The sequence below is a fragment of the Pseudoxanthomonas composti genome, from assembly GCF_004122095.1.
Taxonomy (GTDB): domain Bacteria; phylum Pseudomonadota; class Gammaproteobacteria; order Xanthomonadales; family Xanthomonadaceae; genus Pseudoxanthomonas_A; species Pseudoxanthomonas_A composti.
Window position 1 is genome coordinate 249,233 of record NZ_SAWZ01000005.1, and the last position, 24,648, is coordinate 273,880.

Sequence of the window (24,648 nt, forward strand, 5' to 3'; positions counted from 1 at the left end):
CTCTGGCGCCTGGTTTCCGCACGAGGCTCCCATGCCGGCACATATCGAGGACTACGCCATGCTCGGCAACTGCCGCAGCGCCGCGCTGGTCTGCTCCAACGGCTCCATCGACTGGCTCTGCCTGCCCCGCTTCGATTCCGATGCCGTTTTCGCCGGCCTGCTGGGCAGCAGCGAGCACGGCCGCTGGCTCATCGGCCCCACCGGCCAGGCCAGCAGCTCGCGGCACTACCGCGATGGCAGCCTGGTGCTGGAGACGCGCTTCGAGAACGAAGGCGGCGCGGTGCGGGTGATCGATTTCATGGTCGCCAGCCACGACGGCCAGCCGCACAGCCACCTGGTACGTCGCGTCGAAGGGCTGCGCGGCACGATGCAGCTGCGCACGGAGATCGTGCTGCGCTTCGGCTACGGCAAGGTCACGCCCTGGGTCACGCAGGTCGATGGCGGCCTGCTGGCCATCGCCGGGCCTGACCAGATCGTCATCCGCAGCCAGGTGCCGCTGCGCAGCCACGACTTCATCACCGACGCCACGTTCGACATCGGCCAGGGCCAGACCGTGGACTTCGTGCTGAGCCATGGGCCTTCGCACACGCAAGCGCCGGCGCCGCTGGATGCCGCACAGGCGCTGGCCACCACCGAGGACTTCTGGCACGACTGGTCCGGCCATTGCATGCAGGCGGGCAAGTGGAGCGAGCTGGTCAAGCGCTCGCTGATCGTGCTCAAGGGGCTGAGCTATCTGCCCACGGGCGCGATCATCGCCGCGCCCACCGCGTCGCTGCCGGAGCAGCTGGGCGGCGAGCGCAACTGGGACTATCGCTACTGCTGGCTGCGCGATGGCGTGTTCGTGCTGCTGGCGCTGCTCAACGCCGGCTATCTCGAGGAGGCCGCGGCCTTCCGCAACTGGGTCAAGCGCGCCGTGGCCGGCACGCCTGGCGAGCTGCAGGCGCTGTACGGTGTGGGCGGGGAGCGACGTCTGGCCGAGTGGGACGCGGACTGGCTGCCCGGCTATGAAGGCAGCCGCCCGGTGCACATTGGCAACGCGGCGGCCAAGCAGTTCCAGCTGGATGTGTACGGCGAGGTGATCGGCCTGATGGAGTTCGCCGAGCGCAAGGGCGTACCGGCCGATGACACCATCCACGACCTGGAACGCGCCTTCCTCGACGAACTGGAAAAGCGCTGGCAGGAGCCGGACGAAGGCATCTGGGAGATGCGCGATGGCCGCGCCCACTTCGTCCATTCCAAACTGATGGCCTGGCTGGCCTTCGACCGTGCCGCGGAGAACCCCAGCCGCGCCTACAGCGATGCGCAGCGCGCGCACTGGCGAGAGCTGGCCGATCGCGTCAAGGCGCAGATCCTCGACCAGGGTGTGCACGCCGATGGTTACTTTGTGCAGTCCTACGGCAGCCAGCGGCTGGATGCGGCACTGCTGCTGATCCCGATGGTGGGCCTGCTGCCACCTCAGGACCCGCGCGTGGTGGCCACCGTGGAAGCCATCGAGCGCGAGCTGACCGTGGACGGGCTGGTCCTGCGCTACCGCACCGATGACGCCGCCGGCGATGGCCTGCCGCCAGGCGAAGGCACCTTCCTGGCCTGCAGCTTCTGGCTGGTCGAATGCCTGGTGATGATCGGCCGGCATGCCGATGCCGAGGCGCTGTTCGAGCGCCTGTGCGGCCTGTGCAACGACGTAGGCCTGCTGGCCGAGGAATACGACCCCAGGAGCGGCCGCATGCTCGGCAACTTCCCCCAGGGCTACTCGCACGTGGCCCTGGTCAACGCCGCCTATCGCCTGGCCGATGCCGGCCACCACCACCATCCCAGTGAGGAGGTTCAGTCATGAACGAGATCGCCCATGCCCCGGAGAACGGCAGCGCCCCGCCCTGCCTGCTGGTGCTCTTCGGCGCGCGCGGGGACCTGGCCAAGCGGCTGGTGATGCCGGCGCTGTACAACCTCAAGCGCGCCGGCCAGCTGGACGACAACTTCGCCATCATCGGCTTCGACCACGGCGATATCAGCGAGCGCAACTGGCGGCGCACGATCAGCGATGCCATGTACGCGCAGGCCACCAAGGGCGGCGGCGAGTTCCAGGCCGATGGCCTGGACGAGGAAGCCTGGGGCTGGCTCAACAAGCGCATGCACTACCTGCGTGGCGATTTCACCAAGGCCGCCGACTACCGCGCCCTGAAGACCCAGCTGGCCGAGCTGGACAAGCGCTATGCCACCGAAGGCAACGTGTTGTTCTACCTGGCCACCGCACCGAGCTTCTTCGCCCCGGCGCTGAAGGAGCTGGGCCGCGCCGGCCTGGTCAAGCAGGGCGGCAGCAATGGCTGGCGCCGGGTGATCGTGGAAAAGCCCTTCGGCCACGACCTGCAGAGCGCGCGCGACCTCAACGCGGTGGTGGCCAAGGTCCTGACCGAGGACCAGGTGTTCCGCATCGATCATTTCCTGGGCAAGGAGACGGTGCAGAACATCCAGGCCTTCCGCTTCGCCAATGGCCTGTTCGAGCCGGTGTGGAACCGCGACCGCATCGACCATGTGCAGATCACCGCCGCCGAGACCATCGGCGTGGAGGGGCGTGGCCGCTTCTACGACCCCACCGGCTGCCTGCGCGACATGGTGCCCAATCATCTGTTCCAGCTGCTGGCCATGGTGGCCATGGAGCCACCGGCCGACTTCACCCCGCAGGCCATGCTGCGCCGGCGCACGGAAGTGATCGAAGCCGTACGTCCGCTGGCGCCGGAAGACGTGGTGCGCGGCCAATACGCGGCCGGCACGATCGCCGGCCAGCAGGTGCCCGGCTACCGCGATGAAGACACCGTGCCGCCGACCACCGACACCGAGACCTTCGTGGCGATGAAGCTGGCCATCGACACCTGGCGCTGGGCCGGCGTTCCGTTCTACCTGCGCACTGGCAAGCGCATGCGCGAGCGCACCACCGAAGTCGCCATCCGCTTCAAGCCCGCCCCGCTGGCGCCGTTCCGGCATACGGCGGTGGGCGGCTACGGACCGGACTGGCTGGTGCTGCATATCCAGCCGGACGAAGGCATCTCGCTGCAGTTCGACGTCAAGCGCCCGGGCTATCCGGTGAGCCTGGCGCCGGTGCGCATGGACTTCCGCTACCGCGACTGGTTTCCACGCGAGTACTCGGTGGGCTACGAGCGCCTGCTGCACGACTGCATGCGCGGGGAATCGGGCCTGTTCCAGGATGCGGCCATGGTCGATGCGGCCTGGCGCATCGTGCAGCCGGTGCTCGATGCCTGGGCCGCGCAGCCGCCAACCGATTTCCCCAACTATCCGGCCGGCAGCGATGGCCCGGGGGCAGCCGATGCACTGCTGGCGCTGGACCAGGGCCGCACCTGGCGGCCGCTCACCGCCGGGCGCAAGCCACCGCCGCACCGCAAGAGCGCGCAGGCCAAGCGCAGCAAGCCGGACAGTGCGCCCGCCACCAAGAAGCCACGCAAGTCACGTACATGAGCCATCACCCGCACCGCGATTCCAAGCGTCTGCCCGCCACCTTGCTGGTCATGGGCGTGTCCGCCTCGGGCAAGACCGGCATCTCGCGCCGCCTGGCCAAACGCCTGGACCGCGCCTGGCTGGATGCCGACGACCTGCACCCCAAGGCCAACATCGAGAAGATGGCGGCCGGCTTTCCCCTGACCGACGAGGACCGCTGGCCCTGGCTGGACGCGGTGGCCGACTGGATCGCCACCCAACGCCAGGACGGCAAGCGCTGCGTGGTGGCGTGTTCGGCGCTCAAGCGGGTCTATCGCGATCACCTGCGGCGGGCCGATGCCGAGCTGCTGCTGGTCTTCCTCAAGCGCGACCGCGCCGAACTGGAGCTGCGCATCCGCGAGCGCGAAGGCCACTTCATGCCACCCAGCCAGCTCGACGATCAGCTGGCAACCCTGGAACCGCCGCAGGCCGACGAGGCCACCTACGTGGTGACCCCGAAGACCAAGGCCAAGGACACAGCCAAGGCGGTCATCAAGGCATTGCGCAAACGTGCCCGCCACGCGGAGGCGTCCGAGCAAGAGGCCTAGGGCAAGACATGGCGCGCACGGGGTTGGCCTTCCTGCGCGCCTGCACGCACAACGCATCCGGGTTTGCCGGCACACACACGCATTTGCGCTCAAGCGGAAGGCGCGTCGCGAGTCCCAACAGGTACCACGGCGAGCGCGGTCTTACCCGGCTCAGCTTCCGATGGCGATCGCGACCCGCTTCGTAGCGAGCTTCAGGCCCACTCGTCCTGCGCGACCGGTGGCAGCAGGGCCTCCAGCAGGTGACCCTCCGGCTGCGCCGCCAGCTTCTCGGCGTCGGCGCGGGCCAGGTCCAGCACCAGTCGCCAGCCGCCTTCCTCGAAATGCTCCTCGCGCACGGCTTCCAGCGCGTGCAGGCGCGCGCGCAAGCGCCCGGCGCTGGCCGGCAGGGCGATCTCGCCCTGGATGCGCTGCAGGTCCAGCAGCTGCGCCAGGGCGTCGTTGAGCACGTCCAGGCCGAGTCGGTCGCGGGCGGACAACCACACCCGCTCGCGCCCCTCGTTGGGCTGATCGTGGCGCGCGGTGGCGCCCTCGATGCGGTCGATCTTATTGTAGACCAGCAGCTGCGGGATATCGCCGGCGCCGATCTCGTGCAGCACCTCATCCACCTGGGCGATGCGTTCATCGCGCAGGGGGTCGGCCGCATCGATCACGTGCAGCAGCAGGTCGGCCTCGCGCGCCTCGGACAGCGTGGAGCGGAAGGCGGCGACCAGCTCGTGTGGCAGATCCCGCACGAAGCCGACCGTGTCGGCCAGCACGATGCCGCCACCCGGCAGATTCACCCGGCGCACGGTCGGGTCCAGGGTGGCGAAGAGCTGATCGGCCGCGTAGGCCTCGGCCCCGGTGATGGCGTTGAACAGGGTGGATTTGCCGGCATTGGTATAGCCCACCAGGGCCACGCGCGGCAGCTCGCTGCGCACGCGGGCGCGGCGCATCTGCGTGTGCTGCACCTCGACCTTTTCCAGCCGCTTTTGCAGCTGGTCCACCCGCTTCTGCAACAGGCGGCGGTCGGTTTCCAGCTGAGTTTCACCCGGGCCGCGCAGGCCGATGGAACCACCGCGCTGGCGCTCCAGGTGGGTCCAGCCGCGCACCAGGCGCGTGGCGATGTGCTTGAGCTGAGCCAGCTCGACCTGCAGCTTGCCTTCGTGGCTGCGGGCGCGCTGGGCAAAGATGTCCAGGATCAGGCCGGTGCGGTCCAGCACGCGGCGCTCCAAGGCCTTTTCCAGGTTGCGTTCCTGGCCGGGCGTGAGCGCGTGATTGACCAGGATCAGGTCCGCGCCGGTGGCATCGGCCGCGGCCTTGACCTCCTCCAGCTTGCCGCTGCCGATGAAGGTCGAGGGGCTGGGCTTGTCCGAGCGCGCGGTCAGCACCGCGGCGATGGTCGCCCCGGCCGAGCGCGCCAGCTCGGTGAATTCCTCGGCAGCGTCTTCGTCGGCCGTGGCGGCGGACGCGCCGCCGCGCACCGGCTGGATCAGCAGGGCGTGCTCGCCCCGTTTGGAGCGTTCGAACAACTCAGTGGGCATGGCTTGGCAAACAGGACGTCATGGCCCCGACATGGTGCCGGGGGCGCCCTTCTTCAACCGTGACTGCGGTCTGGCCGCGGCGATTACTCGCCCTCGACCTCGCCGTCGGGCGAATCGCCCTGCTGCACGTAGCCGCCACCGGGCCCCACGCGCACGTTGCGCGCCGGCACGACGGTGGAAATGGCGTGCTTGTAGACCATCTGGCTGACCGTGTTGCGCAGCAGGACCACGAACTGGTCGAACGACTCGACCGTGCCCTGCAGCTTGATGCCATTGACCAGATAGACCGACACCGGCACGCGTTCGCGGCGCAGCGCGTTCAGAAAGGGATCCTGGAGGGATTGGCCCTTGGACATGATGTTGTTTCCCCCGCCCATTTCGATGGGCTGTGATTGTTGTGATCCGCCGGTAGTCGCAGCGTCCCCTGGAGCGACCGGTCGCCCGATAGTACACAACCGGATCGTCGTGGTCAGCGACCCAGTCCCAGAAACAGCGCGAGCGCATCCTCCAACCGGCCCTGGTCGGCCGCAGGGTCGAACCAGCGCAGATCCGGCTGGCCACGCAGCCAGGTGAGCTGCCGCTTGGCCAGCTGCCGGGTGGCCTGGATGGCGCGCTCGCGAAAGCCCGCCGCATCGATCAGGCCATCCAGGTGCTCCCACGCCTGGCGGTAGCCCACCGCGCGCACCGCAGGCAGGTCCAGCGGCGCGGCGACGGCCTGCATCTGCGGCAGCGCGCGCAGGGCGCGGACTTCATCGAGAAAGCCTTCGGCGAGCATGGCGTCGAAGCGCGCCTGGATCCTGCCATGCAGCACCGCGCGCTCGGGCGGTGCGATGGCCAGCTTCAACACGCGCATGGGGAGGCGGTCGCTGCCGGGTTGGCGCTGCCAGTGCGTGATCGGCTGGCCGCTCAGGCGGAACACCTCCAGCGCCCGCTGGATCCGCTGCGGGTCGGTGGGCTTGATGCGCGCGGCGGCCTCGGCATCCACCTGCGCCAGCTGCGCGTGCAGCGCCGGCCAACCCACCTGCGCCGCCTCGGCGGCGATCTGCGCGCGCAGGGCCGGGTCGGCCGGCGGCATCGGCGCCAGGCCCTGCAGCAGCGCCTGGAAGTACAGCCCGGTGCCTCCGGCCAGGATCGGCAGGCGGCCACGGGCGGCGATCTCGCGCGCGGCTGCGCGTGCGGCTTGCGCGAACTCGGCCGCGGAAAAGGTCTGCCACGGGTCGCGCACGTCGATCAGGTGGTGCGGCACAGCCGCGCGCATGGCTGCGTCCGGCTTGGCCGCGCCGATATCCAGGCCGCGATAGACCAGCGCCGAATCCACGCTGATGATCTCGCCGTTCAAGCGATGCGCCCACTCCATCGCCAGGGCGGTCTTGCCCGAAGCGGTGGGGCCCATCAGGGCAATGGCGGCAGGACGCGGAGCGGACATGGCGCATTGTCGCCCGCGGCCGCCTGCGACGGAAACGGCGCCTTGCGTCCGCGTGCGCGGTCAGTCCTCGTCCGGCCAGCGGATGCTTGCCGCAGCGGGCGCATCCTTGCGCGGGGCCGGCACCGCATCGACCGCCTGCCACACCTTGAGCGCATCGACGGTGGCGGCCACATCGTGCACGCGCACGATGCGCGCGCCGCGCTGGGCGGCGATCAGGTGGGCGGCGACCGACCCGGCGAGCCGGTCCGCAGGCCGCTCGCGACTGGTCAACTCCCCAATGCTGCGCTTGCGCGAGATCCCGGCCAGCACCGGCACGCCCAGCTCGGTCAGGCGCGACTGTCCGGCCAGCAGGATCAGGTTGTGCGCGGTGGTCTTGCCGAAGCCATAGCCGGGGTCGACGATGAGCTTGCGCTTGTCGATGCCGCTCATCTCCGCGGCGAAGATGCGTTCGGCCAGGAAGCGGTGCACTTCGCCCACCACGTCCTCGTAATGCGGCGCGTCCTGCATCGAGCGCGGCTCGCCCTGCATGTGCATCAGCACCACCGGCACACCCAGCTGCGCGGCCATTTCCAGCGCGCCGTCCTCACGCAAGGCGCGGATGTCGTTGATCAGGCCGGCGCCCGCGTCCACCGCCGCGCGCATCACCTCGGGCTTGAAGGTATCGATGCTGATCGGCACCCGCACCTGCCGCGACAGCGCCTCGATGACCGGCACCACGCGCCGGATCTCCTCCTCCACCGGCACCGCATCGGCGCCGGGACGGGTGGACTCGCCGCCGATATCCAGCAGGTCGGCCCCCTCCTCCACCAGCTTCAGCGCGTGGGCGAGGGCAGCCTCCACCGTGTCGTGGCGCCCGCCATCGGAGAAGGAGTCGGGGGTGACGTTGACGATGCCCATCACCCGCGTGCGATCCAGGGGCAAGGGGCGGCCGCCACAGTCCAGCGTCGGCGTGAGATCGAACATGGCGCGCTCCAACGAAACCTTGGGCGCGTGATGATACGGCCTCAGTCCTTGGACGGGCCGGGCGCATCTTTGCGGCCGCACCGCCGTTTGCCTTGCTCCTCCAGACCATAGGCCAGCGACATCAGGCCGCCGCCGATGCCGGCGCCGATCGCCAGCCAAAAGCCCATCTCGCCAGTTGCCGCACCCAGGCTGGCGCCCACCGCCACGCCCAGGGCAAGCCAGGTCGTTCCACGCTGACATTTCATGCATACGCTCCTTGGCGGAGCTCGGCGCACCATGCGCCGCTTCGTTCCGCTACAGGCAAGGACACGCAGTGGCCGCAGATGTGACGCAGCGCCGGACCGGGGTCTGGGACGCGGTCAGCCGCCCCGGGACCGCTTGCTGCCCATGTAGGCCCCCAGCGCCCCACCGATCACGACGCCCGCGCCCAGACCCTTGCCGATGTCGTGCATTGCCAGGCCGAACGCCACGCCCATGCCCAGGCCCAGGATCACGCCGATGGCCACGCTCCAACCCACATGACGGCGCATGGCCTTCTCCCCGGTCGACTCCATCCAAACGAAAAGGGCCGGGAATCCCCGGCCCTTCTCACATGCCTCAACGCTACGCCTCAGCTCTGCGTGGCAGGCCCGGCGATCGGCGGCAGCGGCCGCGGCGTACCGCCCTTGTCGTTGCCGCCGTCCTTGTTGGACTTGCCCCAACCGGCCGGCGGCGGCGGCTCGCGGCCTTCCATGATCGCGTCGATCTGCGGCGCGTCGATGGTCTCGTACTGCAGCAGCAGCTTGGCCATCGTGTGCAGCTTGTCGATGTTCTCGGTCAGGATCTGGGTGGTGCGCTGGTAGGCGTTGTCCAGGATGCCGCGCACGACCTCGTCGATCTTGCGCGCCGTGGCGTCGGACACGTTCTTGTGCTGGGTCACCGAGCGGCCCAGGAACACCTCGTCCTCTTCCTCGCCGTAGGCGATCGGACCCATCTCGTCGCTCAGGCCCCACTTGGTGACCATGTTGCGGGCCATCTTGGTCGCGCGCTCGATGTCGTTGGAGGCACCGGTGGTGACCTTCTCGGTGCCGAAGATCAGCTCCTCGGCCACGCGGCCACCGTACAGCGAGCACAGCTGCGACTGGATCGCGGTGCGGTTGTAGCTGTACTTGTCGCCCTCGGGCAGGTACATGGTCACGCCCAGCGCGCGACCGCGCGGGATGATGGTGACCTTGTAGACCGGGTCGTGCTCGGGCACGCAGCGGCCGACGATGGCGTGGCCGGCCTCGTGGTAGGCCGTCAGCGTCTTCTCGTCCTCGCTCATGGCCATCGAGCGGCGCTCGGCGCCCATCAGGATCTTGTCGCGAGCGCGGTCGAAGTGGTCCATGCGGACCTCCTTCTCGTTACCGCGCGCGGCGAACAGCGCCGCCTCGTTGCAGAGGTTGGCCAGGTCCGCGCCGGAGAAACCCGGGGTGCCGCGTGCCACCACCATCGGCTCGACGTCGTCGGCGATGGGCAGCTTGCGCATGTGCACGCGCAGGATCTGCTCGCGGCCCTTCACGTCCGGCAGGCCCACGGTGACCTGTCGGTCGAACCGGCCCGGGCGCAGCAGCGCCGGGTCCAGCACGTCCGGACGGTTGGTCGCGGCGATGATGATCACGCCTTCGCCACCCTCGAACCCGTCCATCTCCACCAGCAGCTGGTTCAGGGTCTGCTCGCGCTCGTCGTGGCCGCCGCCCAGGCCGGCACCGCGGTGGCGACCCACCGCATCGATTTCATCGATGAAGATGATGCACGGCGCGTGCTTTTTGGCCTGCTCGAACATGTCGCGCACGCGGCTGGCGCCCACGCCGACGAACATTTCCACGAAATCCGAACCGGAGATCGAGAAGAACGGCACCTTGGCCTCGCCGGCGATGGCCTTGGCCAGCAGCGTCTTGCCGGTACCGGGCGGGCCCACCATCAGCACGCCGCGCGGGATCTTGCCGCCGAGCTTCTGGAACTTGGTCGGGTCGCGCAGGAATTCCACCAGCTCGCCCACTTCTTCCTTGGCCTCATCGCACCCGGCGACGTCGGCGAAGGTGACCTTGATCTGGTCCTCGCCCTGTAGCTTGGCGCGGGACTTGCCGAAGGACATCGCGCCCTTGGCACCGCCGCCGCCGCCCTGCATCTGGCGCATGATGAACAGCCAGAAGCCGATGATCAGCAGGACCGGCAGGAAGTTCAGCAGGATCGCGCCCAGCGAGATGCCGCTATCGGGCTCCTCGCGGACGATGGTGACCTGCTTGTTCACCAGCTGGTTGACCAGCTGGTCGTCCTGCGGGCCGAACACGGTCCCCTGCGTGCCATCGGTGCGCTTGAAGGCGATGGCATTGGTGGTCAGGCTGCTCTTGTTGGTGAAGTTGACCGAGCTGATGCGGCCCGCGTTCACCTCCTGCAGGAAGTCGGTGTAGGTCGTCTGCCCGGCCCCGGCCGCTCCGCCCATGCGGGGCGAGAAGCTCTGGAACACCACCATCAGAACGACGGCGACGACAACCCACAACAGAAGATTCTTGGTCAAGTCGTTCATCCTCATGACTCTCGGTATTCCCGTGGCTCAGGCCGTTTGAACTCTACTCTCACCGCGGGGTGGCGTGCTTGCCTTGCCCGAGTGCATACACTTCCGGCGACCGCTTGCGCGAGGCGTCCGGCTTGCGGATCACCACGCGTGCGTAGCGCTTGCGCAGGTCCCGGATGTAGTCGTCGAAGCCCACACCCTGGAACAACTTGATCAGGAACGCGCCGCCGGGCTTCAGGTGGGTGTCGGCGAACTCCATCGCCAGCTCCGCCAGGTACATCGCCCGCGGCTGATCAACCGCATCGACACCACTCTTATTGGGGGCCATATCCGACAGCACAAGGTCCACCGGCTGGCCGTCCAACATGCCTTCCAGCTGCGATAACACGGCCTGTTCCCTGAAGTCCCCGTGAAGGAAATCCACCCCGGCCAGCGGCGGCATGTCCAGGATGTCCATGGCCACCACCCGCCCGCTGTCGCCCATGGCCTGGCGGACGAACTGCGACCAGCCGCCCGGGGCGGCCCCCAGGTCGACCACCACCATGCCCGGCTTGAGCAGGCGGTCACGCTCCAGCAGCTCTTCCAGCTTGTAGGCTGCACGCGAGCGCAGGCCCTCGGCCTGGGCCTTCTTCACGTAGGGGTCGGAGAAGTGTTCCTTCAGCCAGCGCTGGCTGCTTTTACTGCGGGTGGCCATATGCGGTGCCGTCCAGCACCAATCGGGGGCGGAAGTTCGCCCCCATGTTACCCTGATCTCCCCTATGTCACCGCTTACGATCCTGCATGTCCCCTGCCCTGACCGCCTCCCAGATCCGATTCCTCCGCGGGCAGGCGCATGACCTGAAGGCCATGCTGCAGATCGGCGGCAAGGGCCTGACCCCGGCCTTCATTGCCGAACTCGGCCTGGCCCTGGAGCACCACGAGCTGATCAAGGTCAAGGTCGGCGCCGAGGACCGCCCGGCGCGCGATGCCATCATCGACGAGATGGTCCAGCAGACCGGCGCTGCCCTGGTGCAGCGGATCGGCCACACCGCGGTGCTCTACCGCCCCAGCGAAGACAAGCGCCAGATCGTGCTGCCGCGGGCCTGAGGGTCCCTCGCCCGGCTGGTGGGTCGGTCGCGCTGCCGCTTTTGAGGAACACGTCCCATGCCGCTCGCCCAGGAACTGCCCGATTACACCTACACCTTGCGCGGCGCCGACGGGCGTAGCGCGCGGGTTAACGACCAGACGCTGACCGCCAGCTTCGTGCTGGCGCCCGAGTCCCTGCTGCCGCAGTGGCAGGTGGTCGCAGGCGAGGTGCTGCAGCCCGAGCACCTGGCTCCTTTGTTGGACCTGAAGCCTGAACTGATCCTGCTGGGCACCGGCAGCCGGCAGGTGTTCCCGCCGGCCGAGACCATGGCCGCCTGCCTGGGCCGGGGCGTGGGCCTGGAAGTCATGGCCAACGATGCCGCCGCGCGCACCTACAACATCCTGGCCAGCGAAGGCCGGCGCGTGGTTGCCGGGTTCATGCTCGAGGCCTGAGTTGCGGTTGCGCCCCTGCGGCGCGTGCATCGCCGCACCGGTCTCTGCGCAAGAGGCCAAGCCGCATTTGGCCATCTCAACGCTGACATGCGGGTGCGGCCTGGCCGTCAATGGCGTGATTCGGTGCGAGGCGGTGGATGAGAAAGCGTCATCCACCCTACGTGGGGTGGACAACGCGAAGCTTGTCCACCAAGGCGCCCGCTGCGGCAAGATCACGCAAGAACCTCAGGGCGCGTCGCGGCGTATCAGTGTCGCCGCGCCGCGCTTGGCGGGTGGCGGGCCGATTGCCTACGCTGCCGTCCTCGGCGTTGGCGGACGAAGGAGCGCCATCGGCCGTAGGGTGGACAACGCGAAGCTTGTCCACCGAGGCGCCCGCTGCGGCGAGACTCCCACGAAAACCTCGAACGGCGTCTCCGCGCATTTGTGTTGCGCGCCGCGCAGCTGGTGGCGCGTGGGGCTCGCACGCCATTACGCCTAGCCTGCCCTCTCTCGCGATGGTGGATGAGAGAGCGTCATCCACCCTACGGCCACGGCTTGGCTGGGCGGGGCGGTCGGGTCAGCGCAGCACGTTGGTCTTGGCCAGCTCCACCAACTCGCTGCCCCGCCCGCTCATCACCGCGCGCAGCATGTAGAGGCTGAAGCCCTTGGCCTGGGCGGCCTGGATCTTCGGTGGCATCGACAGTTCCTGCTTGGCGATGCGCACGTCCACCAGCGCCGGCCCGGGATGGGCAAAGGCCGCCTGCAGCGTCGCATCGAGCTGGCTGGCCGATTCCACCGTCCAGGCCTGTACGCCACAGGCCTGCGCCACCTGGGCGAAATCGATGGCGGACAGATCGGTGGTCTCATCGATCATGCCGGCAGCCTTCATCTCCATGGCGACAAAGCCTAAGGTGGCGTTGTCGTAGACGATGACCTTGACCGGCAGCGCCTGGCTGGCCAGGGTCGCCAGCTCGCCCATCAGCATCGACAGCCCGCCGTCGCCGGCCAGGGCCACGAGCTGACGGTCGGGGAAGGCCGCCTGCAGGCCCATTGCCTGGGGCACGGCATTGGCCATGGAGCCGTGATTGAAAGACCCGGCTAGCTTGCGCTCGCCGTTCATCGCCAGGTAGCGCGCTGCCCAGACCGTGGGCGTGCCCACGTCGCAGGTGAACAAGGCGTCCTGGGCCGCCAGTGCGCTGACCCGGGCGGTGAGGTACTGCGGGTGCAGGGGGGTGTCGTCTGGGGTCGGGCTGGCCAGCTCGTCCAGCTCGGCGCGCGTCTTGCGGTAGTGCGCCTGCGCTTTGTCGAGGAAACGGCTGTTGGCATTGTGCTGCAAGCGCGGCAGCAAGGCGTTGAGGGTGGCGCCGACATCGCCCACCAAGCCCTTGAGCAGGGGCGTGCGCACGCCCAGGCGGGCGCCACGCAGGTCGATCTGCACCACGCGGCCGTGGTCCGGGTAGAAGTTGCGGTAGGGGAAGTTGCTGCCCAGCATCACCAGCAGGTCGCACTCTTTGAGCGCGTGATAGCCGGAGGAAAAGCCGATCAGGCCGGTCATGCCCACATCGAAGGGGTTGTCGTACTCCACATGGGTCTTGCCACGCAGCGCATGCACCACCGGCGCCTTGAGGCGCTCGGCCAGGGCGACCACCTGCGCGTGGGCCCCGGCGCAGCCGGCGCCGCATAGCAGGGTGATGCGCTCCTCGCCCGCCAGCAGTTCGGCCAAGGCGTCCAGTTCTTCCGGCGGCGGTACCACCACCGGACGCACCGGCTCGCTCCACTTCACCTGCTTGGTCGGCGCATCTGCCAAGGCGACGTCACCGGAGATCACCACCACCGACACCGAACGGTTGAGGATGGCCGAGCGCATCGCGGTCTCCAGGATGCGCGGCAGCTGCTCGGGATGGGACACCACCTCGCAGTAGTCGCTGCAATCGCGGAACAGCCGCTCCGGATGCGTCTCCTGGAAGTAACCCAGTCCGATTTCGCTGGAGGGAATCTGCGCGGCGATGGCCAGCACCGGCGCGCCGCTGCGCTGGGCGTCGAACAGGCCATTGATCAGGTGCAGGTTGCCGGGGCCACAGGAGCCAGCGCAGACCGCCAGACGACCGGTGGCATCGGCCGCGGCACTGGCGGCGAAGGCCGCCGCTTCCTCGTGGCGCACGCCCCGCCAGCGGATCTGGTCGCGCTGGCGCAGGCTTTCGGTCAGGCCATTGAGCGAATCCCCTGGCAGACCCCAGATGGTGTCCACGCCGGCCGCTTCCAGGGTCGCAACGAGTAGATCGGCAACAGTCTTAACTGCCATGGGGGTTCTCCGGTCTAAAGACCACAGCATGCCGAGCCCCGAGTGCATTTCTTGTCTTGTCGCCCTTCAAGCGGCCAGCCTTGAGCGTCGTCCGGGCTTGCGTTGGCGTCCAGCCACCCATGCCGATTAGCCGCGATTTCCGCGTCCTTGGCGCATCGCATCGCCTTGGACGTCTTCGAGCCCCCCGCCTCGATGGCGTGCCGCCGGCGATCCGGCTCACCGGCGGCGTATCGACGCGCTCAGCGCGCCGGCAGGTAGGACATCGGATCGACCGGCTTGCCGTTGTAGCGGATCTCGAAGTGCAGCATGTCGCGGGCCGCGCCACTGCGCCCCATCTCTGCGATCTGCTGGCCGGACTTGACGTTCTGGCCCTCGTTGACCAGGCGCTTGCGGTTGTGGCCGTAGGCCGACAGCCACGATTCGTTGTGCTTGACGATGATCAGCTCACCGTAACCCACCAGTCCGGCGCCGGAATACACCACCACGCCATCGGCCGTGGCGCGCACCGCCTGGCCGCTGCTGCCGGCAATGTCGATGCCTTGCTTGGTCTGGTCGCCGTTGGTGAAACGGCCGACCACCTGGCCGTCGGCAGGCCAGCGCCAGGCGATGCCGCTATTGATCGGCGCCGGGGCCGGTGCTGGCGGCGGGCTTGCGGTCGGCGTGCTCGAGCGCGGCGTGGCCGGCGCGGGCGTTCCAGCGGTGCTGCCACCCTTGGCGCCCGAGGGATACAAGCGCAGCGTCTGCCCGGGATAGATGGTGTACGGCGGTGCGATGCCATTCCACGCCGCCAGGTCCGTCGCCAGGATGTCGTTGCGCGAGGCCACGCCGTAGAGCGTGTCGCCCCGTTCGATGCGCACGGTCTTGCCGTACTTGGGCTTGGAGACCTTGGCCGGCGCGGCCGTTGAAGTCCGCCCGGCGGAGGAGCCGCCCGGTGTCCGAACGACCGTGGTCGTACAGGCCGCCAGCGCGAACAGACTGGCCAGCAGCGCGACGCCCACAGACTTCTTCATCGGTTCCATCATCCGTTCGTTGCTTTCCAGACAAACCAGCCAGCCACCGCGGCCAGGACCGCCGCGGAGATCCAGCCGATCGGCTCGATCCATCGTTCCAGCGCATTGGCCGCGCGTGCCCCGCCCAACCGCAGCGCGATGGCCAGCAGGAACACCCGCTTGCCACGCCCCACGAACATGCTGAGCAGGAACGGTAGCAGCGGCACGCCGACGATGCCTGAGGCCCATGTGAATATCTTCAACGGGATGGGCGTGAAGCCGGCGAGCACGAGCAGCCAGAACGCCTTCCACGGCGACTCGGCCACGACCTGGCGCAGGTGGTTGACCTGCTCATCGATGGCATGGCGCCAGCCCAGCGCATCGATCAGCGGCTGCACCGCGGCATAGGCGAAGTGGCCCAGGGCGTAGCCCACCACCGCACCGGCCAGCGAGCCAGCCAGGCTCAGCGTGGCGAACCACAGCGCGCGCTTGGGCTGGGCCAACGACATCGGCGCCAGCATGACTTCCGGCGGGACCGGGAAGAAGATCGCCTCGATGAAGCTCAATCCGGTCAGCAGGCGCGGCGCATGGCGATGGGCCGACCAGCGCAGCGCACGGTCATAAAGGGGGCCGAAGAGTTTCAATCCAGGGTTCCTGACAGGAGGGGAACGAACACCACCGGGGCCAGCACGGTTTCATCCACGCCCCCGTCCTGGCGCTTGACCAGTTTGATCAGGGACTGTCCCCCGCTCTCGCCCACCGGCGCGATCAAGGTGCCGCCCACGCGCAGTTGGGTGACCAGCGCCGGCACCAGCGCCGGTGCGGCGGCAGTGACCATGATGGCGTCGAAGGGGCCATGCTCGGGCCACCCGATGCGCCCATCGTCGTGCTTGCTGCGCACGTTCAACCCCAGCCCACGCAGGCGCTTGCGCGCCTGGCGCAACAGGTCGCCGATGCGCTCGACGGTATAAACCTCAAGCCCCAGCGCAGCCAGCACCGCGCCCTGGTAACCCGAGCCGGTGCCGATCTCCAGCACCTTGTGGGGGGCATCGCCCTGCAGCAGCACCTCGGTCATCCGCGCCACTACCCACGGCTGGGAGATGGTCTGACCATGGCCGATCGGCAGGGCGGTGTCCTCGTAGGCGCGACTTGCCAGGGCCTCATCGATGAACAGATGCCGCGGCACGGTGCGGATGGCGTTGAGCACGTGCTCGTCGGCGATGCCCGCATCGCGCAGGCGCTCGACCAGGCGGTCGCGCACGCGCTGGGAGGTCATCCCGACGCCGATGGCCTCCGGCTGCAGGCGCAGACGTGGGGTCATGCCCCGTCCTCAAGCGCGGCGGTCAGTCCACCCACCCAGCTGGCCACGTTCTCCAGCGCCTGGTAACGGGTGAGATCGACATGGATCGGGGTGATGGAGATGTTGCCGGTGCGCACGGCGTGGAAGTCGGTGCCCGGACCTGCGTCCTGCTCGGCCCCGGCCGGACCGATCCAGTACACGGTGCCGCCGCGCGGATCGTTCTGCGGCATGCAGGCCTCGGAGCGATGGCGGTTGCCCAGCCTGGTGACCTCGAAGCCCTTGACCTCCTGCCACGGCAGGTCCGGCACGTTGAGGTTGAGGATGGTGTTGGCCGGCAGCGGATCGGCCTTGAGCCGCGCCACCACCTCCACCGCGGCGCGCGCGGCGGTCTCGAAATGCCGAGGCAAATGATCGCGGGTCACCAGCGACACGGCCACCGCCGGCAGCCCGAGGAAACGCCCTTCCATCGCCGCCGAGACGGTGCCGGAATAGATCACGTCATCGCCCAGGTTGGCGGAGTTGTTGATGCCGGACACCACGATGTCCGGATCGAAGTCCAGCATGCCGGTCAGCGCCAGGTGGACGCAGTCGGTGGGCGTGCCGTTGACGCGGATGGTGCGCTCGTCGATCTGGCGGGTGCGGATCGGCAGGTCCAGGGTGAGCGAGTTGCTGGCGCCGGAGCGGTCCCGATCCGGGGCGACCACCCACACGTCATGTCCTGCCGCACGGAGGCCCTCGGCTAGGATGCGGATCCCGGGGGCGTCGACGCCGTCATCGTTTGAAACCAGTACGCGCATGGTGCTCCTTCAGTTGCGCACGCAATGATACCGGAAGCCGGCGACCGGCTTGCCGGCCTTGCGGCCGCTTGCAGCGCTGGCGTTGGCCGCTACCCTGGACGCATGCGCAAGCCCGCCGATCCGCCCGCCGCACCGCCCCAGGCTCCCGAGGCGGACGATGCCGCCTTGTTTCGCCAGGCCATCGGGGAGGTGCGCCGCGTGCACAGCCAGACGCCCGCGCCGCAGAAGCCGCGCCCGCGTCCACGCGCGCGCATGGCCGAGCACGATGAACAGGCCGCCTTGAGCGAGTTCCGGCGCGGCCTGGAGGCCATGCCCATCGAGGCCGGCGACACCCTGTCCTACCATCGCAACGAGCTGCCCGCGCGCATCTGGCAGCGGCTCAAGCGCGGGCAGTTTTCCATCCAGGACGAACTGGACCTGCATGGCGCCACCGCCGCGCAGGCCGAACAGCTGCTGCGAATGTTCCTGCGCGAGGCGCAGCGCGCCGGCACGGCCTGCATCCGCATCGTGCACGGCAAGGGCCTGGGCTCGGATGCGGATATCCCGGTGTTGAAGAACGTGGTGGACCGGGTGCTGCGCCAGCGCGCGGACGTGCTGGGCTTCCATTCGGCCATTCCCGCCCAGGGTGGCACTGGCGCGGTGGTGGTGCTGCTGAGTGCGCGCCGGCCCGGATCGCCCTGAAGGATCGATCTGGAAGCTTCCGGCTCTGGACACCGCCTGCGCTCAGCGAGCGTCCGCCTGCGCCTCGCCGCGTTCATCGCGACCGGCCTCACCGACCTGCCCCAGCTCATGCAGCACCGCCGTGGCGTAGGCGCCCGGCGGCAGCGCGAAGCGCAACTCCAGCACGTCCTCGGCCAGCCACTGCCAGGCGAACTGCTCCGGGCGCAAGCGCAGCGCGCGGCGCTCCTGCTTCAGCTCGGCCTGCTCCAGGCCCTGGCGCAGCTTGAGCGAGGCCGCATCGGACACCGCGTCCAGCTCCAGCGCCGCGCAGGCGTGTGCGCTGCGCAACTCGCCTTCGCCCCACAGCGGTCCGCTGGGATGGATGTCGAAGCTCGCCAGGCGCTCGGCCAGGGCCTCGCTCCAGGCTTCCGGACCGAACACGCTGCGGCTGCCCGCCAGCATCCACACCTCGCCCTCCATCGGCTGGTCCCAGCAGCCCGCTTCCACGCGCCGGGTCAGGACCTGGTTGAACAGCTGCGAGCGCGCGGCTGACAGCAGCATCGAGCGCTGTTCGCGCTTGACCCGGCGCCCGGCGAACATCGCCAGCGCCTGCGCGACATTGCCGCCACCGCGCCCGAAGCGCTGTTCGCCGAACCAGTTGGGAATACCGCGCTGAGCGATCTGCTGCAGCCGCGCGGCGATGGCCTCGCGTTCGCCCCGCACCTGGCGCAAGGTCAGGGTGAAGCGATTGCCTGCCAGCGCACCGCGCGGCAGCTTGCGGTTGTGCCAGTGCTGATGCACGACCTTCAGCGTGCCCTCGCCCGACGCGCTTTCCTGCAAGGCCTCCAGCGCCGGTGCCACGCGCTTGGGCAGGTGCACGCTGAAGCGCTGGGTGGTGACCGCATGCCGATCCTTCATGCCGGCATAGCCGATGCCGACCTCACCGATCCCGGCCCAACGCGCCAGCCTGCGCGCCACGTCGGTGGTGTTGAGGCCGCGCTTTTCGATGGTGAGCAGCAAGTGCTCGCCCTCGCCATGGGCCTGGAAGCCGTCCAGCTCGTCCACCCGGAAGTCTTCCGGCGTGGCGCGCATGACCGACTCGAGCACCGGAGTGCCGAAGGCGTTGGGAAGCGCCGAGCCGCTCATGCGGGGCCCACGCGCAAGCGCGCGGCGTTGGACATGCGCGCGATCATCCCTGCACCAGCAGCACGGCGGCCTGCGCGGCGATGCCCTCACCGCGCCCGGTGAAGCCCAGCTTTTCGGTGGTGGTGGCCTTGATGCTGACCTGCGACAGCGCAACGCCAAGCAGACCGGCAAGGCGTTCGCGCATGGCCAATGCGTGCGGGCCGATCTTGGGACGCTCGCAAATCACGGTGATGTCGGCATTGCCCACGCGCCAGCCGCCTTCGCCGGCAATGAGCGCGTTGCAGTGGGTGAGAAAGGCCGCGCTGTCCGCGCCCTTCCATTGCGGATCGGAAGGCGGGAAATGCTGGCCGATATCGCCCAGCGCAAGCGCGCCGAGCATGGCATCGCACAGCGCATGGATGACGACATCGCCATCGCTGTGCGCCAGCACGCCCTGGGTGTGGGCCACCGCGATGCCACCGATCATCAGATGATCGCCCTCGCCGAAGGCATGCACGTCGAACCCCTGGCCGATGCGGAAGGGAGGAAGCGAGCTCATGGGCGGGTCCGAAGCGGCGAAAACGGCCGCCATTTTATAGGAGTGAGTGGAGAGGAGTGAGGAGTGAGCGCCGGGGCCCGCCGAATTCGGAAAGCCGAAGCTTCGGCTGTTCCGCTCACTTCTCACTCCTCTTCGCTCACTCCTCGTCCCTCTCGCGGCAACCGGGTAGAAAGGAGTCACGATGAGCGGTCGCCGAGGCGGCATGCAGCATCATGCACCTGGGCTGTTCCACTCACTTCTCACCCCTCTCCACTCACTCCTCGCTTACACGCCAGCACGAAGGCAAAACGCTCCAGGTCCGCCGGCGTGGTGACCTTGAAGTTGTCCTCGCGGCCTTCCACCAGCAGCGGGCGCAGGCCCAGCCGTTCCATCGCCATCGCATCGTCGGTCACTTCCACGCCCGCCGCGGATGCCGCATCCAGCGCCTCCAGCAAGGGGCGGCGGCGAAACATCTGTGGGGTCAGGGCGCGCCACAGGCGGGCGCGTGGCTCGGTGGCCTCGATGGCGCCATCGTCCGCGGCACGCTTCAAGGTGTCGCGCACCGGCGCGGCGAGAATGCCGCCGACCGCGTGCGACTGCTGGGCCAACAGCGCATCCAGATCCTGCGGCGCGATGTTCGGGCGCGCCGCGTCGTGCACCAGCACCATGTCCTGCTCGCCGGTCACGGCATCGAGCGCGGCCAGCCCGGCACGCACCGAGTCGGCACGTGTGGCGCCGCCGATGCAGGTCAGCACCGGCTTGCCTGCGTGCGTGGTCCAGCCGGGCCAGTCGGCATCGCCCTGCGAGATCGCCACCATGACCCCGGCAATGCGTGGGTGCGCCATCAGCGCGTCGAGCGTGTGCTCGATCAGCCGCTTGCCGCCCACCTGCAGATACTGTTTGGGCAATGGCGCACCGAAGCGCGTGCCGCGGCCGGCCGCTGGCAGCACCACCCACAGCGGTCGGGTCATGGGGCGGGCGCGTTGTCGGAAGGCGCCGCGGGCTGCGGCGTCTCCACGACCCGGTAGAACTTTTCACCGGGCTTGATCATGCCCAGCTCGCTGCGGGCGCGCTCTTCCACGGCCGCTTCGCCGGACTTGAGGTCCTCCACCTCGGCGGCCAGCGCATCGTTGCGCTGGCGCAGGCCTTCGTTCTCCCGCTTCTGGTGGGCGACCTGGTTCTCGAGCATCTTGACCTCGCCCGAGTTCCCGCGCCCGTACCAGAAGTGGTACTGCAACAGGCCCGCCAGGACCACCAGCACCAGCAGCAGCCAGCGGGCCTTGGCCATCGCAGATCCTTAGCGCTTGAGCGAGACGAACGCGTTGCGACCGGCGTAACGCGCGCCGCTGCCCAGGGCTTCTTCGATGCGCAGCAGCTGGTTGTACTTGGCCACGCGGTCGCTGCGGCACAGCGAGCCGGTCTTGATCTGGGTGGCGGTGGTGGCCACGGCGATGTCGGCGATGGTGGTGTCCTCGGTCTCGCCGGAGCGATGCGAGACGATGGAGGCGTAGCCGGCGTGGTGGGCCATGGCGATGGCTTCCAGCGTCTCGGTCAGCGTGCCGATCTGGTTGACCTTGATCAGGATGGCGTTGGCGGTCTGCGACTCGATGCCTTCCTTGAAGATCTTCGGGTTGGTGACGAACAGGTCGTCACCCACCAGCTGCACCTTCTTGCCGATGCGGTCGGTCAGCTGCTTCCAGCCGGCCCAGTCGTCCTCGGCCATGCCGTCTTCGATGGTGATGATCGGGTACTGCGCGGCCCAGTCGGCCAGGAAATCGACGAACTGCTCGGAGGTCAGGCGCTTGTTCTCGCCGACCAGGTTGTACTTGCCGTTGTCGTGGAACTCGGAAGAAGCCACGTCCAGGCCCAGCAGCACGTCCTCGCCCGCGGTGTAGCCAGCCTTACCGATGGCTTCCAGGATGGTGTCCAGCGCCTCGACATTGCTGCGGAAATCCGGCGCGAAGCCACCCTCGTCGCCCACCGCGGTACTCAGGCCGTGGCCCTTGAGCACGCTCTTGAGCGCGTGGAAGATCTCGGTGCCGGCGCGCAGCGACTCGGAGAAGGAGGAGAAGCCCACCGGCAGCACCATGAACTCCTGGAAGTCCACGTTGTTGTCGGCATGCGCACCGCCGTTGATGATATTCATCATCGGCACCGGCAGGCTGACATCGGCCTCGCTGGTGTCGGCCAGGTGCTGCCACAGCGGCTTGCCCTTGGAGGCGGCCACGGCATGGGCATTGGCCATGGACACGGCCAGCAGCGCGTTGGCGCCCAGGCGGCCCTTGTTCTCGGTGCCGTCCAGGTCGATCAGGCGACGGTCCAGGCCTTCCTGGTCGGCGGCGTCGAAGTCGGCCAGCGCCGAGGCGATGGTGGTGTTGACGTTCTCCACGGCCTTGCGCACGCCCTTGCCCAGGTAGCGGGTCTTGTCGCCATCGCGCAGCTCCACGGCTTCCTTGGCGCCGGTGGAGGCACCGGAGGGCACCGCGGCGCGGCCGAAGCTGCCGTCGCTCAGCGTGATTTCGGCTTCCAGGGTGGGGTTGCCGCGGCTGTCGAGGATTTCACGGGCATGGAGCTTGGCGATCTGGGTCACGGTTGGGCCTTGTTGATCAGGACGAGGAGGTCTGGGGGAACCGGGCAGTCATTCCCGGAGAGCTTGGATTCGTAATACGCATGATAAATCCGCGCGCGCAGATTGACGGCCGGTCCGTACTTGACGAAGTAGGACATGTCGTCGATCGCGGCCAGCGCGTTGTTGACGCGCTGCACATCGGTCTTCGGCGGCGAGAGCTGGTTGTACACGGCCAGGCGTTCGGCGGCGATGAGCCGGGCATCGGCCAGCAGCTCGGCCTGCACGCCGGCCTGGGCGATCTTCTGGGCGTAGTTGGCGCCGGTCACGCCCTGCTTGCGCCCGGACGCCACCGAGCAGGCCTGCAGCTCATCCAGGCGCCTGTTGACCACGTCCGGCTCGACCTTGCGCGCGGCCTTGGCCGCCTCGGCGGCCTGATCGGCGCCCTGGCCGGAACAGGCCGCGAGCGAAAGCAGCAAAGCACCGCAGATCAGCAGCGCCACGCCAGCGCGCTTGGCAGGCCCCTCAGGCGCGGGCATCAGCGGGCGTGCTCCCCGTGCAGGCGCGGACAGGCATCGGCGCGCAGCGGCGACAGCCTGCCGGTCACGGCACGCCCGCTGGATCTCACGCGCGGGCTTCCTTGAGCAGCTTGCCGCCGGCCTTGCGCTCGCGCGCGGCACGGATGAAGCCGACGAACAGCGGATGGCCGTCGCGCGGGGTGGACAGGAACTCCGGGTGCGCCTGGCAGGCCAGGAACCACGGATGCCGATCGCGCGGCAGTTCCACCATTTCCACCAGCAGGTCGTCCATCGACTTGGCGGCGATCACCAGGCCGGCATCTTCCAGCTGGGTGCGGTAGCGGTTGTTGAACTCGTAGCGGTGACGGTGACGCTCGGACACCACGTCCTTGCCGTACAGCTCGCGCGCCAGGGTGCCCGGCTTGAGGCGCTGCTCCTGCAGGCCCAGGCGCATGGTGCCGCCCAGGTCGGACTTCTCATCGCGCCTTTCCAGCTCGCCCGAGCTGGTGCGCCACTCGGTGATCAGGCCGATCACCGGATGCGGGCTGAGCTTGTCGTTTTCGGTGCTGTTGGCCGCTTCCAGGCCGCAGACATGGCGTGCGTAATCCACCACCGCCGCCTGCATGCCGTAGCAGATGCCGAAGTACGGCACGCCGCTTTCGCGGGCGTACTTGGCGGTCATCACCTTGCCTTCGAAACCGCGGTCGCCGAAGCCACCCGGCACCAGGATGCCGTCCACGCCCTTGAGCGCGTCCGCATCCGATTCCACGTCCTGCGATTCCAGCCATTTCAGGTTGACGCGCGTGCGCTGGCGCAGGCCGCCGTGCTTGAGCGCCTCGCCCACGGACTTGTAGGCGTCCTTGTGGTCCACGTACTTGCCGACCACGGCGATGGTGACTTCATCCAGCGGGTTGAGCGTGGCATCCACCGCCGCTTCCCACTCGGACAGGTCGCAGCTGTCCTGGGCTGGCAGGCGCAGGCGATCGATCACGAACTGGTCCAGCCCCTGCTCGTGCAGGCCCAGCGGGATCTTGTAGAGCACGTCCACGTCGCGCAGGGTGATCACCGCACGCTCGGAGACGTTGGTGAACAAGGAGATCTTGCGACGCTCGCTGTCCGGGATTTCCTGCTCGGAACGGCACAGCAGCACGTCGGGCTGGATGCCGATGGAGCGCAGTTCCTTGACCGAGTGCTGGGTCGGCTTGGTCTTCAGCTCACCGGCCGCGGCGATGTAGGGCACCAGGGTCAGGTGCATGAAGACGGCCTTCTCCGGGCCGCGCTCGGCGCGGATCTGGCGGATGGCCTCCAGGAACGGCAGCGATTCGATATCGCCCACGGTGCCGCCGATTTCGACCAGGCCGATGTCGAAGCCCTCGGTGGCCTCGTCGATGCTGTGCTTGATCTGGTCGGTGATGTGCGGGATGACCTGCACGGTGGCGCCCAGGTAGTCGCCGCGGCGCTCCTTGCGGATCACGTTCTCGTAGATCCGGCCGGTGGTGACCGAGTTCTTGCGGCTCAGGCGGGTGCGGACGAAGCGCTCGTAGTGGCCCAGGTCCAGGTCGGTCTCGGCGCCGTCGTCGGTGACGTACACCTCGCCGTGCTGGAACGGGCTCATCGTGCCCGGATCGACGTTGATGTAGGGGTCCAGCTTCATCATCGTGACCTTCAGGCCACGCGCTTCGAGGATGGACGCGAGCGACGCTGCGGCAATGCCCTTGCCAAGCGAGGACACCACGCCACCGGTCACAAAAATCAGGGGAGTCATGAAGGCGCTCCAGGAAAGCCATAGTCTACCGGGTGCGCCCGCCGAGGGCCAAACCCCTCGTGGAACCGAACCCCGAAAAAGCCGCGCCCCGGACAGGCCGGGGCGCGGTCAG

At 68.6% G+C, this 24,648-nt stretch carries 25 protein-coding genes and 1 pseudogene; 6 read left to right on the forward strand and 20 right to left on the reverse strand.

Features of this window, described 5'->3' with window-relative positions:
* The first annotated feature begins 31 nt into the window (after positions 1 to 31).
* From EPA99_RS11325 to EPA99_RS11335, 3 genes and pseudogenes are all read left to right on the forward strand, one after another.
* The gene (locus EPA99_RS11325) at positions 32 to 1,834 is read left to right on the forward strand and encodes a glycoside hydrolase family 15 protein (RefSeq protein WP_129471328.1); all 1,803 of its coding nucleotides are present in this window, start codon (positions 32 to 34) and stop codon (positions 1,832 to 1,834) included.
* A pseudogene (gene zwf, locus EPA99_RS11330) lies at positions 1,831 to 3,444 on the forward strand (glucose-6-phosphate dehydrogenase); the annotation flags it as partial. The gene EPA99_RS11325 and the pseudogene zwf, both read left to right, overlap by 4 nt.
* A 20-nt stretch (positions 3,445 to 3,464) precedes the next feature.
* Positions 3,465 to 4,034: a gluconokinase gene (locus EPA99_RS11335; RefSeq protein WP_241688361.1), complete on the forward strand. Its 570-nt coding sequence runs from the start codon at positions 3,465 to 3,467 to the stop codon at positions 4,032 to 4,034.
* 191 nt (positions 4,035 to 4,225) lie between these two features.
* On the opposite strand, the gene hflX is transcribed toward EPA99_RS11335, so the two are convergent.
* The 8 genes from hflX to rlmE all read right to left on the reverse strand — a co-directional run bounded on the left by hflX (position 4,226) and on the right by rlmE (position 11,173).
* A complete protein-coding gene (gene hflX / locus EPA99_RS11340; protein ID WP_129471475.1) occupies positions 4,226 to 5,542 on the reverse strand; it encodes a ribosome rescue GTPase HflX in 1,317 nt (438 codons plus the stop codon).
* 95 nt (positions 5,543 to 5,637) lie between these two features.
* Positions 5,638 to 5,910 carry an RNA chaperone Hfq gene (gene hfq, locus EPA99_RS11345; RefSeq protein ID WP_129471330.1) on the reverse strand — a complete coding sequence of 91 codons (273 nt, stop codon included), beginning with the start codon at positions 5,908 to 5,910 and terminating at the stop codon, positions 5,638 to 5,640.
* 113 nt (positions 5,911 to 6,023) lie between these two features.
* A complete protein-coding gene (gene miaA / locus EPA99_RS11350; RefSeq protein ID WP_129471331.1) occupies positions 6,024 to 6,980 on the reverse strand; it encodes a tRNA (adenosine(37)-N6)-dimethylallyltransferase MiaA in 957 nt (318 codons plus the stop codon).
* A 60-nt stretch (positions 6,981 to 7,040) separates the two neighbouring features.
* Positions 7,041 to 7,943, reverse strand: coding sequence for a dihydropteroate synthase (gene folP, locus EPA99_RS11355; protein WP_129471332.1), 903 nt, complete (start codon positions 7,941 to 7,943; stop codon positions 7,041 to 7,043).
* Between the two features lie 41 nt (positions 7,944 to 7,984).
* Positions 7,985 to 8,188, reverse strand: a complete 204-nt coding sequence (locus tag EPA99_RS11360; protein WP_164978629.1) for a hypothetical protein — start codon at positions 8,186 to 8,188, stop codon at positions 7,985 to 7,987.
* Between the two features lie 114 nt (positions 8,189 to 8,302).
* Complete coding sequence (locus EPA99_RS18715; RefSeq protein WP_164978639.1) at positions 8,303 to 8,473, reverse strand: hypothetical protein; 171 nt, start codon at positions 8,471 to 8,473, stop codon at positions 8,303 to 8,305.
* Between the two features lie 80 nt (positions 8,474 to 8,553).
* The gene (ftsH, locus tag EPA99_RS11365) at positions 8,554 to 10,491 is read right to left on the reverse strand and encodes an ATP-dependent zinc metalloprotease FtsH (protein ID WP_164978640.1); all 1,938 of its coding nucleotides are present in this window, start codon (positions 10,489 to 10,491) and stop codon (positions 8,554 to 8,556) included.
* Positions 10,492 to 10,540: 49 nt separating this feature from the next.
* Positions 10,541 to 11,173, reverse strand: a complete 633-nt coding sequence (gene rlmE, locus EPA99_RS11370; RefSeq protein ID WP_129471335.1) for a 23S rRNA (uridine(2552)-2'-O)-methyltransferase RlmE — start codon at positions 11,171 to 11,173, stop codon at positions 10,541 to 10,543.
* An 86-nt stretch (positions 11,174 to 11,259) separates the two neighbouring features.
* Here rlmE and yhbY point away from each other — a divergent pair, with 86 nt between their 5' ends.
* Both yhbY and EPA99_RS11380 read left to right on the forward strand, forming a co-directional pair.
* Entirely contained in the window at positions 11,260 to 11,565 is a 306-nt protein-coding gene (yhbY, locus tag EPA99_RS11375) for a ribosome assembly RNA-binding protein YhbY (protein WP_129471336.1), read from the forward strand.
* A gap of 57 nt (positions 11,566 to 11,622) precedes the next feature.
* Positions 11,623 to 11,997, forward strand: a complete 375-nt coding sequence (locus tag EPA99_RS11380; RefSeq protein ID WP_129471337.1) for an Mth938-like domain-containing protein — start codon at positions 11,623 to 11,625, stop codon at positions 11,995 to 11,997.
* Positions 11,998 to 12,553: 556 nt separating this feature from the next.
* Here EPA99_RS11380 and poxB read toward each other — a convergent pair.
* The 5 genes from poxB to surE all read right to left on the reverse strand — a co-directional run bounded on the left by poxB (position 12,554) and on the right by surE (position 17,364).
* Positions 12,554 to 14,278: a ubiquinone-dependent pyruvate dehydrogenase gene (gene poxB, locus EPA99_RS11385; protein ID WP_129471338.1), complete on the reverse strand. Its 1,725-nt coding sequence runs from the start codon at positions 14,276 to 14,278 to the stop codon at positions 12,554 to 12,556.
* 239 nt (positions 14,279 to 14,517) lie between these two features.
* Positions 14,518 to 15,318, reverse strand: coding sequence for a peptidoglycan DD-metalloendopeptidase family protein (locus EPA99_RS11390; RefSeq protein WP_425479200.1), 801 nt, complete (start codon positions 15,316 to 15,318; stop codon positions 14,518 to 14,520).
* Positions 15,297 to 15,911, reverse strand: a complete 615-nt coding sequence (locus EPA99_RS11395) for a YqaA family protein (protein WP_129471340.1) — start codon at positions 15,909 to 15,911, stop codon at positions 15,297 to 15,299. Before EPA99_RS11395 ends, EPA99_RS11390 begins: the two co-directional genes overlap by 22 nt.
* A complete protein-coding gene (locus tag EPA99_RS11400) occupies positions 15,908 to 16,588 on the reverse strand; it encodes a protein-L-isoaspartate(D-aspartate) O-methyltransferase (RefSeq protein WP_129471341.1) in 681 nt (226 codons plus the stop codon). The genes EPA99_RS11395 and EPA99_RS11400 overlap by 4 nt, the downstream gene beginning before the upstream one ends.
* Positions 16,585 to 17,364: a 5'/3'-nucleotidase SurE gene (gene surE / locus EPA99_RS11405; RefSeq protein ID WP_129471342.1), complete on the reverse strand. Its 780-nt coding sequence runs from the start codon at positions 17,362 to 17,364 to the stop codon at positions 16,585 to 16,587. Before surE ends, EPA99_RS11400 begins: the two co-directional genes overlap by 4 nt.
* A 102-nt stretch (positions 17,365 to 17,466) precedes the next feature.
* On the opposite strand from surE, the gene EPA99_RS11410 reads away from it, so the two are divergent.
* The gene (locus tag EPA99_RS11410; RefSeq protein ID WP_129471343.1) at positions 17,467 to 18,045 is read left to right on the forward strand and encodes a Smr/MutS family protein; all 579 of its coding nucleotides are present in this window, start codon (positions 17,467 to 17,469) and stop codon (positions 18,043 to 18,045) included.
* A gap of 42 nt (positions 18,046 to 18,087) precedes the next feature.
* Here EPA99_RS11410 and truD read toward each other — a convergent pair whose 3' ends face one another.
* The 7 genes from truD to pyrG form a co-directional block, all read right to left on the reverse strand.
* Complete coding sequence (gene truD, locus EPA99_RS11415) at positions 18,088 to 19,170, reverse strand: tRNA pseudouridine(13) synthase TruD (protein ID WP_129471344.1); 1,083 nt, start codon at positions 19,168 to 19,170, stop codon at positions 18,088 to 18,090.
* A gap of 43 nt (positions 19,171 to 19,213) precedes the next feature.
* The gene (gene ispF / locus EPA99_RS11420; RefSeq protein WP_129471345.1) at positions 19,214 to 19,708 is read right to left on the reverse strand and encodes a 2-C-methyl-D-erythritol 2,4-cyclodiphosphate synthase; all 495 of its coding nucleotides are present in this window, start codon (positions 19,706 to 19,708) and stop codon (positions 19,214 to 19,216) included.
* A 239-nt stretch (positions 19,709 to 19,947) separates the two neighbouring features.
* The gene (gene ispD / locus EPA99_RS11425) at positions 19,948 to 20,658 is read right to left on the reverse strand and encodes a 2-C-methyl-D-erythritol 4-phosphate cytidylyltransferase (protein ID WP_129471346.1); all 711 of its coding nucleotides are present in this window, start codon (positions 20,656 to 20,658) and stop codon (positions 19,948 to 19,950) included.
* Positions 20,655 to 20,975, reverse strand: coding sequence for a cell division protein FtsB (gene ftsB / locus EPA99_RS11430; RefSeq protein WP_129471347.1), 321 nt, complete (start codon positions 20,973 to 20,975; stop codon positions 20,655 to 20,657). Before ftsB ends, ispD begins: the two co-directional genes overlap by 4 nt.
* 9 nt (positions 20,976 to 20,984) lie before the next feature.
* The gene (gene eno, locus EPA99_RS11435) at positions 20,985 to 22,277 is read right to left on the reverse strand and encodes a phosphopyruvate hydratase (RefSeq protein WP_129471348.1); all 1,293 of its coding nucleotides are present in this window, start codon (positions 22,275 to 22,277) and stop codon (positions 20,985 to 20,987) included.
* A complete protein-coding gene (locus EPA99_RS11440; RefSeq protein WP_129471349.1) occupies positions 22,274 to 22,756 on the reverse strand; it encodes a hypothetical protein in 483 nt (160 codons plus the stop codon). The genes eno and EPA99_RS11440 overlap by 4 nt, the downstream gene beginning before the upstream one ends.
* A 121-nt stretch (positions 22,757 to 22,877) precedes the next feature.
* Positions 22,878 to 24,536 (reverse strand): CTP synthase, encoded by a 1,659-nt coding sequence (gene pyrG / locus EPA99_RS11445; RefSeq protein WP_129471350.1) that lies wholly within the window; start codon positions 24,534 to 24,536, stop codon positions 22,878 to 22,880.
* Positions 24,537 to 24,648 lie beyond the last annotated feature (112 nt).

Coding starts and splice junctions, on each gene's coding strand:
- EPA99_RS11325 (WP_129471328.1), top strand. CDS start 32: ATGCCGGCACATATCGAGGACTACGCCATGCTCGGCAACTGCCGCAGC.
- EPA99_RS11335 (WP_241688361.1), top strand. CDS start 3,465: ATGAGCCATCACCCGCACCGCGATTCCAAGCGTCTGCCCGCCACCTTG.
- hfq (WP_129471330.1), bottom strand. CDS start 5,910: ATGTCCAAGGGCCAATCCCTCCAGGATCCCTTTCTGAACGCGCTGCGC.
- miaA (WP_129471331.1), bottom strand. CDS start 6,980: ATGTCCGCTCCGCGTCCTGCCGCCATTGCCCTGATGGGCCCCACCGCT.
- folP (WP_129471332.1), bottom strand. CDS start 7,943: ATGTTCGATCTCACGCCGACGCTGGACTGTGGCGGCCGCCCCTTGCCC.
- EPA99_RS11360 (WP_164978629.1), bottom strand. CDS start 8,188: ATGAAATGTCAGCGTGGAACGACCTGGCTTGCCCTGGGCGTGGCGGTG.
- EPA99_RS18715 (WP_164978639.1), bottom strand. CDS start 8,473: ATGCGCCGTCATGTGGGTTGGAGCGTGGCCATCGGCGTGATCCTGGGC.
- ftsH (WP_164978640.1), bottom strand. CDS start 10,491: ATGAACGACTTGACCAAGAATCTTCTGTTGTGGGTTGTCGTCGCCGTC.
- rlmE (WP_129471335.1), bottom strand. CDS start 11,173: ATGGCCACCCGCAGTAAAAGCAGCCAGCGCTGGCTGAAGGAACACTTC.
- yhbY (WP_129471336.1), top strand. CDS start 11,260: ATGTCCCCTGCCCTGACCGCCTCCCAGATCCGATTCCTCCGCGGGCAG.
- EPA99_RS11380 (WP_129471337.1), top strand. CDS start 11,623: ATGCCGCTCGCCCAGGAACTGCCCGATTACACCTACACCTTGCGCGGC.
- poxB (WP_129471338.1), bottom strand. CDS start 14,278: ATGGCAGTTAAGACTGTTGCCGATCTACTCGTTGCGACCCTGGAAGCG.
- EPA99_RS11400 (WP_129471341.1), bottom strand. CDS start 16,588: ATGACCCCACGTCTGCGCCTGCAGCCGGAGGCCATCGGCGTCGGGATG.
- surE (WP_129471342.1), bottom strand. CDS start 17,364: ATGCGCGTACTGGTTTCAAACGATGACGGCGTCGACGCCCCCGGGATC.
- EPA99_RS11410 (WP_129471343.1), top strand. CDS start 17,467: ATGCGCAAGCCCGCCGATCCGCCCGCCGCACCGCCCCAGGCTCCCGAG.
- truD (WP_129471344.1), bottom strand. CDS start 19,170: ATGAGCGGCTCGGCGCTTCCCAACGCCTTCGGCACTCCGGTGCTCGAG.
- ispF (WP_129471345.1), bottom strand. CDS start 19,708: ATGAGCTCGCTTCCTCCCTTCCGCATCGGCCAGGGGTTCGACGTGCAT.
- ispD (WP_129471346.1), bottom strand. CDS start 20,658: ATGACCCGACCGCTGTGGGTGGTGCTGCCAGCGGCCGGCCGCGGCACG.
- ftsB (WP_129471347.1), bottom strand. CDS start 20,975: ATGGCCAAGGCCCGCTGGCTGCTGCTGGTGCTGGTGGTCCTGGCGGGC.
- pyrG (WP_129471350.1), bottom strand. CDS start 24,536: ATGACTCCCCTGATTTTTGTGACCGGTGGCGTGGTGTCCTCGCTTGGC.